The organism is Vibrio sp. (assembly GCF_038138445.1).
GTDB lineage: Bacteria > Pseudomonadota > Gammaproteobacteria > Enterobacterales > Vibrionaceae > Vibrio.
On sequence record NZ_JAYQDQ010000004.1, the window covers coordinates 42,155 to 54,371 of the forward strand.

At 42.6% G+C, this 12,217-nt stretch carries 9 protein-coding genes and 1 other annotated feature; of the genes, 7 read left to right on the forward strand and 2 right to left on the reverse strand.

The features are described 5' to 3' along the window. Positions 1-165: 165 nt before the first annotated feature. Both glnE and hldE read left to right on the forward strand, forming a co-directional pair. Complete coding sequence (glnE, locus tag AAFM34_RS02495; RefSeq protein ID WP_341659633.1) at positions 166-3,006, forward strand: bifunctional [glutamate--ammonia ligase]-adenylyl-L-tyrosine phosphorylase/[glutamate--ammonia-ligase] adenylyltransferase; 2,841 nt, start codon at positions 166-168, stop codon at positions 3,004-3,006. A 61-nt stretch (positions 3,007-3,067) separates the two neighbouring features. Then, positions 3,068-4,498 carry a bifunctional D-glycero-beta-D-manno-heptose-7-phosphate kinase/D-glycero-beta-D-manno-heptose 1-phosphate adenylyltransferase HldE gene (gene hldE, locus AAFM34_RS02500; RefSeq protein ID WP_341659635.1) on the forward strand — a complete coding sequence of 477 codons (1,431 nt, stop codon included), beginning with the start codon at positions 3,068-3,070 and terminating at the stop codon, positions 4,496-4,498. 59 nt (positions 4,499-4,557) lie between these two features. On the opposite strand, the gene arcA is transcribed toward hldE, so the two are convergent. Further along, positions 4,558-5,274, reverse strand: a complete 717-nt coding sequence (gene arcA / locus AAFM34_RS02505) for a two-component system response regulator ArcA (protein ID WP_341659637.1) — start codon at positions 5,272-5,274, stop codon at positions 4,558-4,560. Positions 5,275-5,599: 325 nt separating this feature from the next. On the opposite strand from arcA, the gene AAFM34_RS02510 reads away from it, so the two are divergent. Together AAFM34_RS02510 and AAFM34_RS02515 are read left to right on the forward strand one after the other, a co-directional pair. Next, positions 5,600-5,989 (forward strand): DUF3293 domain-containing protein, encoded by a 390-nt coding sequence (locus tag AAFM34_RS02510; RefSeq protein WP_341659639.1) that lies wholly within the window; start codon positions 5,600-5,602, stop codon positions 5,987-5,989. 51 nt (positions 5,990-6,040) lie between these two features. Beyond that, entirely contained in the window at positions 6,041-6,526 is a 486-nt protein-coding gene (locus AAFM34_RS02515) for a putative 4-hydroxy-4-methyl-2-oxoglutarate aldolase (RefSeq protein WP_341659641.1), read from the forward strand. Between the two features lie 26 nt (positions 6,527-6,552). Here AAFM34_RS02515 and AAFM34_RS02520 read toward each other — a convergent pair whose 3' ends face one another. Then, positions 6,553-7,014, reverse strand: coding sequence for a hypothetical protein (locus AAFM34_RS02520; RefSeq protein WP_341659644.1), 462 nt, complete (start codon positions 7,012-7,014; stop codon positions 6,553-6,555). A 279-nt stretch (positions 7,015-7,293) separates the two neighbouring features. Beyond that, positions 7,294-7,412, forward strand: a sequence feature (Thr leader region). A 29-nt stretch (positions 7,413-7,441) separates the two neighbouring features. Here AAFM34_RS02520 and thrA point away from each other — a divergent pair. From thrA to thrC, 3 genes are read left to right on the forward strand one after another with little or no spacing between them, the layout of a single operon-like run. Continuing rightward, positions 7,442-9,901 (forward strand): bifunctional aspartate kinase/homoserine dehydrogenase I, encoded by a 2,460-nt coding sequence (gene thrA, locus AAFM34_RS02525; protein ID WP_341659646.1) that lies wholly within the window; start codon positions 7,442-7,444, stop codon positions 9,899-9,901. A 16-nt stretch (positions 9,902-9,917) separates the two neighbouring features. Continuing rightward, on the forward strand, positions 9,918-10,874 hold the full coding sequence (gene thrB, locus AAFM34_RS02530; protein WP_341659776.1) for a homoserine kinase: 957 nt from the start codon (positions 9,918-9,920) through the stop codon (positions 10,872-10,874). Next, positions 10,871-12,157 carry a threonine synthase gene (gene thrC, locus AAFM34_RS02535; protein ID WP_341659648.1) on the forward strand — a complete coding sequence of 429 codons (1,287 nt, stop codon included), beginning with the start codon at positions 10,871-10,873 and terminating at the stop codon, positions 12,155-12,157. The genes thrB and thrC overlap by 4 nt, the downstream gene beginning before the upstream one ends. The last annotated feature ends 60 nt before the right edge of the window (positions 12,158-12,217 follow it).

Genomic DNA, 12,217 nt, shown 5'->3' on the forward strand with positions numbered 1-12,217 from the left:
TTTCAGCACTTTGTAAAAGAACGCTCAAGCTCTGGATGCCAAGATCACATCCTTCACCGTTTGATTGTCAAAATACCTTTCAATACACGCCCATTCGTTGTTAGTGGGCGTTTTTTATTGGTATAACATTCTTATTGACCTTTTTTATTAATCCAAGGAAGAAGAATGCAACTGCCCCACAGCCTCGTTTGTGTGTCCCAAAATGCTTTAGAGTCTTTAAAGGAACATGATGCTATCGGACTCTGGCCAGAGCATATGCGAGAGCAACTGAAGTATATTTCGGGTTTGAGTCAGTTTGTTGTGGACTCTCTGCAGCAAGATCTGAACTTACAAAAGCAGTTACCCGAGATGTTAGAGCAGCCGTCACGCCACCAAGAGTATCGTACGCGACTTGCTAAAAGCTTGGCTGATTGCATTGATGAGGCTCAAGGCCATAGAGTATTGAGACAATTTCGCCGCCGGGAAATGGTATACATCGCATGGCGGGATTTTGTTGGTAGCTGGACTTTAGAGCAAAGCCTTGAGCATTTGTCTAAATTAGCAGAGGCAATGCTGTTTGAAACGTATCAATGGCAATATGGCGAGTGCTGCAAGTTGTGGGGAACGCCTTGTAATTCTTTAGGCGAAGCGCAACCTATGTTGATTATTGGCATGGGCAAACTTGGTGGAGGTGAGCTTAACTTCTCCTCTGATATTGATCTTATTTTTACCTATCCAGAGAATGGTGAAACTCAGGGGGCAGCGCGAAGTTTATCAAATGCCCAGTTTTTCACTCGTCTAGCGCAGAGGATCATTAAGGCCTTAGATCAGCACACTTTTGATGGTTTTTGCTATCGGGTTGACATGCGATTACGCCCTTTTGGTGAAAGTGGTCCTTTGGTGATGAGTTATGCTGCGCTAGAAGATTATTACCAAGAGCAAGGCAGAGATTGGGAACGCTACGCTATGATCAAGGGCCGCGTCATGGGTAGGGAAATGTACTCGGAATATAAAGCACTGCGGCAAATGCTAAGGCCTTTTGTGTTTCGTCGTTACATTGATTTTAGTGCCATTCAGTCACTGCGCAGAATGAAATCAATGATAAGCAGTGAGGTTAGGCGTCGAGGATTTAAGAACAATATTAAATTGGGAGCTGGAGGGATCCGTGAAATCGAGTTTATTGCCCAAGTTTTTCAACTTATTCGCGGAGGAAGAGAGCCTAGTTTACGTCATAGGGGGTTATTGAAAACGCTCTTGGCAATAGAAACACTTGAGCTATTAACGACTGAGGAAGTAGCGGCTCTTAGGCATGCCTATCATTTTTTACGACGTTTAGAGAACTTGCTGCAAGCAATGTCTGACCAACAAACTCAAACTTTACCAGATAATGAGCAAGAGCAGTTGCAGCTCTCGGTTGCAATGGGCTATCAGGATTGGTCTTCTTTGCTTAAAGAAACTCAAATGAACATGCACAAGGTTCATCAGATTTTTTCTCATTTAATCGGTGATGATGAAGAGGACTCGCTAGAAGTCGATAAACATTACCATGAATTGTGGGATATGGTAGAAAAACCAGATGTTATTGAGGGAATTCTCGCTCAAGATATTGCAAGCCATCACTGGGAAGAAATGGCGCAAACTATTATTGGTTTCAAACGCGATTTGGCGAAGAAAACACTAGGGCCAAGAGGAAGGCAAGTTCTTAATCGATTGATGCCTAAGGTTTTTTGTGCAATTTTTGCTCACAAAGATGCTCAGTATGGGCTGCCACGTGTACTTCACTTGTTACACAGAATAGTCACTCGTACCACTTATTTGGAATTATTGGACGAATATCCAGCGGCACTAACCCAGTTAGTACGTTTGTGTACCGAAAGTCCGATGATCTCAGAACAGCTCGGTCGTTATCCTATTTTACTTGATGAATTGATTGACCCTCAGCATCTATACAACCCCGTGCCACTTGGAAGCTATCGTTTAGAATTGCGTGACTATTTAGCGCGTATTCCAGAGGATGACATGGAGCAGCAAATGGAAGCCTTGCGCCAGTTTAAGCAAATTTGTATTTTACGAATTGCGGCTGCAGATATTGCTGGAGTTTTACCTGTGATGAAAGTCAGCGATCATTTGACTTATCTTGCTGAAGCGATAGTTGATTCAGTAGTGAACCAAGCTTGGATGCAAGTTGTCGAAAAATATGGTCAACCAGCTCATCTTAAAGATAGAGAAGGGCGGGGTTTTGGTGTTATTGGTTATGGCAAAGTTGGGGGCTGGGAACTTGGTTATAATTCAGATCTAGACTTGGTCTTTATTCATGATTGCCCCGTGGATAGTTACACTGATGGCAAGAAAGAGCTTGATGGTCGGCAGTTTTATCTTAGGTTAGCGCAAAGAATAATACATATATTTTCCACTCGAACCGCTTCAGGAATATTGTATGAAGTTGATACTCGTTTGCGTCCATCTGGCGCATCTGGTCTTCTTGTGACAACGGTTGAAGCATTTGATGAGTACCAGAGAAATGATGCATGGACATGGGAACATCAAGCGCTAGTTCGAGCCCGTATGGTTTATGGTGATTCAGCGCTTGAAAAAGCGTTTTCTCGTACAAGGAGTCATATTCTCAGCCAAGCTCGTGAAGAACCTCTGCTCAAAAAAACAGTGGTTGAAATGCGAGAAAAAATGCGCGAACACCTTGGGGGGAAGAAAGCAGGACGCTTTTTGCTCAAGCAAGATCCTGGAGGTATAACAGATGTCGAGTTTCTTGCGCAGTATTTGGTTTTAAGATACAGCCACGATAAGCCAAAGTTAACCCGTTGGAGCGATAACGTAAGAATTCTTGAATCTATGATAGCGCAAGGTGTTATGGATGAAGCCCCAGCAATGGCTTTAACGCATGCTTATACCACTATACGTAATCATATTCACCATAGAAACTTACTCAATTTAGAAGCCGATGTCGCTGATGATAAACTAGTGAAAGAGCGAGAGCTTGTGAAGGCTCTTTGGCATGAGTGGTTAGAATAGATTTAGCGCTTTTACCTGCCTGTGTTAGACTTCTGCCCGAATTAGAATTTGGAGATCCGCAATGAAACCAATCCTACCGAACTATAGTGATTCCGGTGTATTGATTATCGGTGACGTTATGTTAGACCGTTACTGGTATGGCCCAACTGGACGTATTTCTCCAGAGGCGCCTGTTCCTGTAGTAAAAGTAGAAAATAACGAAGAGCGCCCTGGTGGAGCAGCTAACGTGGCAATGAATATTGCTTCTCTTGGTGGTCATGCGCATATTGTTGGTTTAACTGGGATTGATGAACCCGCTAAAGTTCTTAATGAGACATTGTCAGCTCTGAAAGTGAAATGTGACTTTGTGGCTTTGCCCAGCTATCCGACGATCACAAAGCTGCGAATATTGAGTCGTGGTCAACAACTCATACGCTTGGACTTTGAAGATAAGTTTGAAGATACCGATGCGGAACTTATTTTAGATAGGATGGAGCAAGCTCTGCCCAAAGTGAAGTCGGTCGTGTTATCTGATTACGATAAGGGAGCCTTAGAACACGTACAGCAATTTATTCAAAAGGCGCGTGCAGCTAAAGTTCCGGTTTTTATTGACCCTAAAGGCGCTGACTTTGAACGCTATCGCGGTGCAACATTATTGACGCCTAATCTCACTGAGTTTGAACTGGTTGTTGGTAAAGTAAAAAATGATCAAGAGTTGGTAGAAAAGGGGCTAGCGCTTATCGAGCAATACGATTTTGAAGCGCTCCTAGTGACTCGTAGCGAACATGGCATGACTTTATTACGCCGTGGACAAGAGCCGTTCCACTTACCAACGTTAGCAAAAGAAGTCTATGACGTAACGGGTGCTGGAGATACGGTTATTTCTGTTCTTGCCGCTTCTGTTGCCTCTGGCAAACCTCTTGATGAGGCTTGTGCACTGGCTAATGCTGCTGCTGGTGTTGTGGTAGGTAAACTTGGCACTTCAACAGTATCAACGATCGAGCTCGCGGAAGCGGTTCATGGCAGCCAAGATACAGACTTTGGTGTAGTAACCGAGCAATCATTAATTGAAGCGGTAAAAAAAGCGCAGTCAAAGGGAGAGAAGGTCGTTATGACTAACGGCTGTTTCGACATTCTCCATGCTGGACACGTTTCTTACCTTAACCATGCTGCTGAGCTTGGAGATCGTTTGATTGTTGCTGTTAACACCGATGATTCAGTAAAAAGCCTTAAAGGGCCTGGGCGCCCAGTTAACCCAACGGATCGCAGAATGGCCGTTTTAGCAGGGTTAGGTGCAGTAGATTGGGTTGTGCCTTTTGAAGAAGAAACCCCACAGCGCCTTATTGCTGAAGTGTTACCTGATTTGCTTGTTAAAGGCGGAGATTACAAGCCTGAAGATATTGCTGGTGGTAAAGAAGTGATAGCAAACGGTGGCGAAGTCAAAGTACTCAACTTTGAGGAAGGTTGTTCAACAACTGAGATTATTGATGCAATTAAAGGCGGAAGAGGATAAGCCTTCAATCGCAATAAAAAATGGAGCATTGAGCTCCATTTTTTTATCGTTGATATTATTTATTCTTCTAGATCACCACAGAAGCGATAGCCTTCGCCATGAATCGTTGCAATGATCTCTGGCGTTCCTGAAACTGACTCAAAATGTTTACGTATTCTTCGAATCGTCACATCGACGGTTCTATCATGAGGTTTAAGTTCTCTGCCAGTCATTTTTTTAAGCAAATCCGCTCGTGTTTGGATCTTGCCTGGGTTCTCGCAGAAGTGAAGTAGAGCTCTAAACTCCGAACGTGGAAGTTTGTAATCATCACCACTTGGGCTAACAAGTGAGCGACTATTGATATCCAAAACCCAACCATTAAATTCATATTTTTCTACACTGCGTTTATCTTCGTTTACAGCGCTAGAGCTCATTGAACGGCTAAGCAGATTGCGAGCTCGAATTGTAAGTTCGCGAGGGTTGAATGGCTTAGTGATGTAGTCATCAGCACCTATTTCAAGGCCCAAAATTTTGTCAACTTCATTATCACGCCCAGTCAAGAACATGAGTGCGACATTGGCTTGCTCTCGAAGCTCTCGTGCCAGCAGAAGACCATTCTTCCCGGGCAGATTAATATCCATAATGACCAGATTAACCTGATTGTCAGACAGCACCTGGTGCATCTCTTCACCGTCACTGGCCTCAAAAACAGCGTATCCCTCTGCTTCAAAAATACTCTTTAGAGTGTTACGAGTTACTTGCTCATCTTCAACAATAAGAATGTGCGGGGTTTGCATTGGCGGTACCTAAACTTGTGAAAAAACTGTGCTAATAGAATAAATTCTAGGCAAAAACCTAACATACAGGTAATGTGATGCTGATAATAAACCAAAGACTGAAAAAGTACATTGTTTCTTTGGTTGCCCGCCTTCCATGGGTTCAATGCGTATTTGAGTTCCCTTATGCTCACGCTTTTTCTATTAGTCTTTGCTGCGAATTCTATAATGTTAACAGCATGCTAACAATGTCAGAATGTTAATTCCATTCACTTTATTGATTTATATCAAGAGTTAGAATGTAACAAAAATTAATCGCCGATAACATAACTAAAGCATAATCAGTATGACAATAGATGCACTTCTGTGGCAACAGTACTCAGATCCTTATTTTAAATTTATTTGTCAGCCTGAACTGAGTGAATTCGCTATTATCACCGCGTGGAACCCCAACAGTCAGTGGCGGTCCAAATTGGAAAATGATCGTTTCAATCACAACCTAGTCAAAGAATTTGGTCATACTTATTTTAGTGAAGTCTTGGTTGGGGATAGGAATTTTCGCTGGGCAGAAGCCAGTTTTGCTGTTGCACTCTCAGAGAAACAAGCTTTGGAGCTTGGGCAAAAGTATCAGCAGAATGCTATTTATTATGTAGTAAAAGATGAGCTGTTTTTACTTTCTTGCTTCGCCGATGGAGCAAAAGCCAACCTTGGTGGTTGGTTGCAGCGTTGTAGATAGTGATTACGTCAAGATAGTGATTAAGGTATGTTCAAGGGGCAAGGAGGTATTATGAAAGATATAACACCGGAAATATGTGATAAACATGAAGACAAAGTTATTTTATTGGACATACCTTTACACACTTTTGGTAGTAAATGTGCTTTTTGGGGAGAAATAGTCACAGTCCGTTGTTATCACGACAACTCAAAAGTAAGAGAGGTTTTAAGTCAAGATGGTAAAGGAAAAGTATTGATCGTTGATGGTCATGGCTCCTGTCAACAAGCCTTGTTAGGAGATAAGTTGGCGATTCTAGCTATTGATAATCATTGGGAAGGCGTGATTATCTATGGAGCCATTCGAGATGTAGCCGTGATGGCAGAAATGGATTTTGGTATCAAGGCGTTAGGTACTAGTCCTTTTAAGACAGAAAAACGTGGTGCAGGTGAAATGAATGTGACCCTAACGATTCATAACCAGATGATCCAGCCTGGTGACTATGTATACGCGGACTGGAATGGTGTACTTATGTCTACTGAGCTACTCGATTGGAGTTGATGGTAGTTGGTTTTGGGTTGTGAGACTTAAAACCGAAATCCGATCCCCACTTCAAACTCTTGTTGTAATTCTTGATGTTCAAGTGTCGCATGTAGATCTAGATTTTCGGTCAATCTCATTCTGCTCGAGACCTCGGCAGAGATCATGGTTTCATTGCCCAGAGTTTTGTTGTCATCTTGGTAAGAGTGTAGGCTGCTTTGTACTGATACCCTTGGAGTCACTTGATAGCTGACACCACTTAAAAAACCACTTTCGTTGATTGACGTGCTTTGATTGATACGAGCTCCAACGTAGAAATCTATTTTATTGAAGAGGTTATAAGAATAACCACCATCAATTTTCCACGTGTCAAAATCGTAGTGATTTGTTTCGCTAGATAGAAAAAGCTTGTGTGGCGATACTTTTTTTTGAGATGGCAAAGTGGGAAGTTCGGCGGCTACCGTTGAACAAGCCATTAGAGCGAGGATAAGATTTAATTGTTTTTTCATTTGTCGCTCCCTCATTTTTAATTCCCACTGCAGGATCAATTAAAGCATAAAATACGATCATCGCTAGGCGCATTTTCGATAAAATGATGAATTAATAATTATGAAACAAGTTTTATATTAAATGTATCTAATGTAACTTGTTGATGGGACTGAAAGAAGCTCAATTGGAAGAGTAAAATAAAAAAAATAAAAAAAACGTTGACTCATGATAAAGGAATAGGTTAAACGTAAGGGTAAGCAGACACATTATTATCGAAAAATCGCAGATGCATTATTTAAGCCTATCAGTAATGACCACAACCATTATTATTACCGACATTACATATGTTGGGGCGGGCTGCTAAGCGAAATAAATTCAAAAAAAGGCCTGTATCCCAAGAGATACAGGCCTTTTTTTATACCTATTTACAAGCATTTGGAGGAAGGAATGCGTGTTTTAAAGTTTGGTGGTTCATCGTTAGCTGACGCAGATAGATTTCTACGAGCAGCGGATATTATAGCTAACAACTCTCAGCAAGAAGAAGTTTCAGTTGTGCTTTCAGCTCCTGGAAAAACAACCAATAAACTCGTTGCTGTTATTGATGGGACCCTAAAAAATGGTCAGGTAGAGGCGCAAATTGCTGATCTAGAGAATTCTTTTCAGGAGCTTTATCAAGAGATAAAAAAATCGCTGCCAAACATGGATGGCTCTGACTTCGACAAGCAGGTCAAAACGTCGATGAATCAGTTGCGACAGTTTGTTCATGGGATAAACCTATTAGGTATGTGCCCAAGTAATGTTAACGCTCGGATAATAAGTAAGGGTGAGCGGATATCTGTTCAACTCATGAAAGCGATACTGGAAGCCAAAGGCCAGTCAGCTAGCTTAATTGATCCCTTGAAGTACCTTTATGCACAAGGTGAGCACTTAGAAGCTATGGTAGATGTTGAGGTGTCTACTCAGAATTTTCGTCAAAACCCTTTGCCGCAAGGCTATGTCAATATCATGCCTGGTTTTACAGCAGGTAATGAAAAGGGAGAGCTTGTCACTTTAGGCCGTAATGGCTCTGATTATTCTGCGGCGGTTTTGGCTGCCTGCCTGCGTGCTGAATGCTGCGAGATTTGGACGGATGTAGATGGTGTATACAATTGTGACCCTCGACTGGTTGATGATGCTCGTTTGCTTAAGTCACTGAGCTATCAAGAAGCAATGGAGCTATCTTATTTTGGTGCATCTGTATTGCATCCTAAAACCATTGCCCCTATTGCTCAGTTCCATATTCCTTGTTTAATTAAAAACAGCTTTAACCCCCAAGGTGCAGGCACTCTGATTGGTCAAGATACCGGTGAAGATAACTTATCGATCAAGGGAATTACAACGCTCAGCGATCTCACAATGGTCAATGTTTCTGGGCCGGGCATGAAGGGCATGGTGGGCATGGCAAGCCGAGTGTTTGGTACTATGTCATCGGCGCGCGTATCGATTGTTTTAATCACCCAATCTTCTTCAGAATACAGCATCAGCTTTTGTATTGAGTCTGCAGATAAAGCGATGGCAGAGCAAGCACTCAACGATGCATTTGAGTTGGAACTTAAAGACGACTTACTTGAGCCTGTAGATTTTATCGATAACGTCGCCATTGTGACTTTGGTGGGCGACGGAATGCGTACTTCGAAAGGGGTCGCATCACAGTTCTTTTCTTCATTAGCTGAAGTGAATGTCAACATTGTTGCAATTGCCCAGGGCTCTTCAGAGCGTGCTATATCTGCAGTGATACCAGAGGATAAAATTTCAGAAGCGATCAAGGCGTGTCATGAGAACTTGTTCAATTCTAAACATTTTCTTGATGTGTTTGTCGTTGGTGTGGGAGGGGTTGGGGGTGAATTGGTTGATCAAATTCAGCGCCAGCAAGCTAAGTTAGCGGAAAAAAGTATAGTGATAAGAGTTTGTGGACTCGCAAACAGTAAAGGCCTACTGCTTGATAGCCAAGGCTTACCACTAGAACACTGGCGAGATCGCATGAAAGATGTCAGCGAAGAGTTTAGCCTTGCCCGTCTTACTTCATTGGTACAACGCAACCATATTATTAATCCTGTTTTGGTTGACTGTACTTCATCAGAGATGATTGCGGGTCAATATGCCGATTTTCTAGCCGCAGGGTTTCATGTCGTGACACCTAATAAGAAAGCGAATACGGCGAGTATGGCCTATTATCATCAACTTCGTGAAATAGCTCGTGGTTCTCGTCGTAAATTGATGTATGAGACAACGGTTGGAGCAGGATTACCTGTGATTGAAAATTTACAGAATCTTATTTCTGCTGGTGATGAACTTGAACGCTTTAGTGGTATCCTTTCAGGTTCCCTGTCATACATCTTTGGCAAGTTAGATGAAGGTATGACATTGAGCCAAGCAACAAACATAGCGAAAGAAAACGGTTTTACTGAACCCGATCCTCGAGATGATCTTTCTGGTATGGATGTTGCGCGTAAATTGTTGATTCTGGCTCGTGAAGCTGGAATGAATCTAGAACTAGAAGATGTCATTGTAGAAAAAGCACTGCCGCCTAGTTTTGATGATTCAGGCAATGTTGAAGAATTTATGGCTCGGTTACCTGAAGCTGATGTCTATTTCCAACAGTTATCAGCTAAAGCGGCTGAAGAGGGTAAAGTATTGCGCTATGTGGGAGAAATTGACGCAGGTCAGTGCCGCGTAAGTATCTCCGCAGTAAATGACAATGACCCTATGTTCAAGATAAAAGATGGTGAAAATGCGCTGGCTTTTTACAGTCGCTACTATCAGCCAATACCGCTTGTTCTGCGTGGTTATGGTGCGGGCACAGAAGTGACAGCAGCTGGTGTATTCTCAGATGTAATGCGCACATTAGGATGGAAACTAGGGGTTTAATCGAATGAGTAATGGTATGGATGTCGTTGTCTACGCTCCTGCGTCGATTGGTAATGTTAGTGTGGGCTTTGATGTCCTAGGTGCAGCCGTTTCTCCAATTGACGGTACATTGCTGGGCGATCGAGTCATGATAAAGGCAGGTGATGAGCCTTTTAACCTATTAACAGCTGGGGATTTTGTTTCAAAATTGCCAACCGATCCTAAAGAAAATATTGTTTACGACTGCTGGCAGGTGTTTGCTAGAGAGCTGGACAAAAAAGGTGTTGCTTTACTGCCTGTGGAGATGACTCTTGAGAAAAATATGCCGATTGGGTCTGGTTTAGGCTCTAGCGCTTGCTCGATAGTTGCAGCTTTAGATGCGTTAAATCAATTTCATGGCAATCCACTCGATAAGACACAGCTGCTTGCACTGATGGGAGAAATGGAAGGGAAGATATCCGGTGGAGTCCACTATGATAATGTCGCTCCATGCTTCTTAGGTGGCGTGCAATTAATGTTGGAAGAGCTTGGTATTATCAGTCAAGAAGTTCCTTGTTTTGATAACTGGTATTGGGTCATGGCTTACCCAGGTATTAAAGTTTCAACCGCCGAAGCTCGTGAAATTTTACCATCTCAATATCGTCGCCAAGATATTATTGCTCATGGTCGCCATTTGGCAGGGTTTATTCATGCTTGTCACTCTAACCAGCCACAACTGGCGGCAAAAATGATGAAAGATGTTGTCGCTGAGCCATATCGAGAGAAGCTATTACCAAACTTTTCACAGGCGAGACAGTATGCTGCGACAGCGGGAGCTTTAGCAACAGGCATATCAGGCAGTGGCCCAACACTGTTTAGTGTTTGTAAAGACAAAGATGTTGCCGAGAGAGTGGCTCGGTGGCTCGAACAAAATTACGTACAAAATAAAGAAGGATTCGTTCATATTTGTCAGTTAGACAAACAGGGATCCAAAGTTACAGGAAGTGAGCTATGAAGCTTTACAATATTAAAGAAAATGATCAGAAAGTCTCTTTTGCTCAAGCCGTTCGTCAAGGCTTGGGGCGGAATCAAGGCTTATTTTTCCCACAAGAATTACCAAAATTTGGTGATATTGACGCGTTATTAGCTGAAGATTTTGTTTCTCGTAGCACTAAAATACTGTCTGCTTTGATTGGTGATGAGCTATCCCAAGAAACAGTTAATGCCATGGTTGATGCGGCTTTTCAGTTCCCAGCACCGATTAAAGCTGTAAGTGATGATGTTTATGCATTGGAACTATTTCATGGCCCCACACTTGCTTTTAAAGATTTTGGTGGCCGTTTTATGGCTCAATCTCTGGCAACAGTTTCAGACGGCGGTAAGATCACTATCTTAACGGCTACATCTGGTGATACTGGTGCCGCTGTTGCGCATGCTTTTTATGGAATGGAAGACATCAATGTTGTCATTTTGTATCCGAAAGGAAAAATTAGTCCACTACAAGAAAAGCTATTTTGTACTTTAGGTAAGAATATCCATACCGTGGCCATTGATGGTGACTTTGATGACTGTCAAGCACTCGTTAAACAAGCGTTCGATGATGCAAAGCTGCGTGATGATATAGGTTTGAACTCAGCAAACTCAATAAATATCAGTCGCTTAATGGCGCAAATATGTTATTACTTTGAAGCCGCTGCACAAATGAGTAAAGAGCAGCGTGAAAACCTAGTTGTGTCCGTTCCAAGTGGTAACTTCGGTAACCTAACTGCAGGGCTTTTGGCAAAGGCATTGGGATTACCGATCAAACGTTTTATCGCCGCGACCAATATCAATGATACTGTTCCTCGATACCTAGAAACGGGACAATGGGCGCCGAAACCTACAATCGCTACCACATCAAACGCAATGGATGTGAGTCAGCCAAATAACTGGCCACGCATTGAAGAGCTTTGTCGCGTTAAAAAGTGGGGGCTAGAAACGCTTGGTAAAGGAGCCGTTACTGATGCACAAAGTGCTGAGTCTGTACAAGAGCTTTATGAGAAAGGCTACCTTTGTGAACCTCACGGTGCAATAGCTTACCGCGTGCTGAGTGAGCAGTTACAAGAAGGCGAAACAGGGCTTTTCTTATGCACGGCTCATCCAGCTAAGTTTAAGGAAGTGGTTGATGATATCTTGGGAACAGATATTGACCTTCCAGGTCCATTAGCAAAACATGCCGCAATGGAGTTACTTTCAGAGGATTTAGCAAATGACTTTGAATTGCTCAAAGATGTTTTGTATCAAGTAACAAAGCAATAATGTAAAAAGAAAAGGTCACTTCGGTGACCTTTTTTGATGCGAGTTTTTATCTGCAACAGC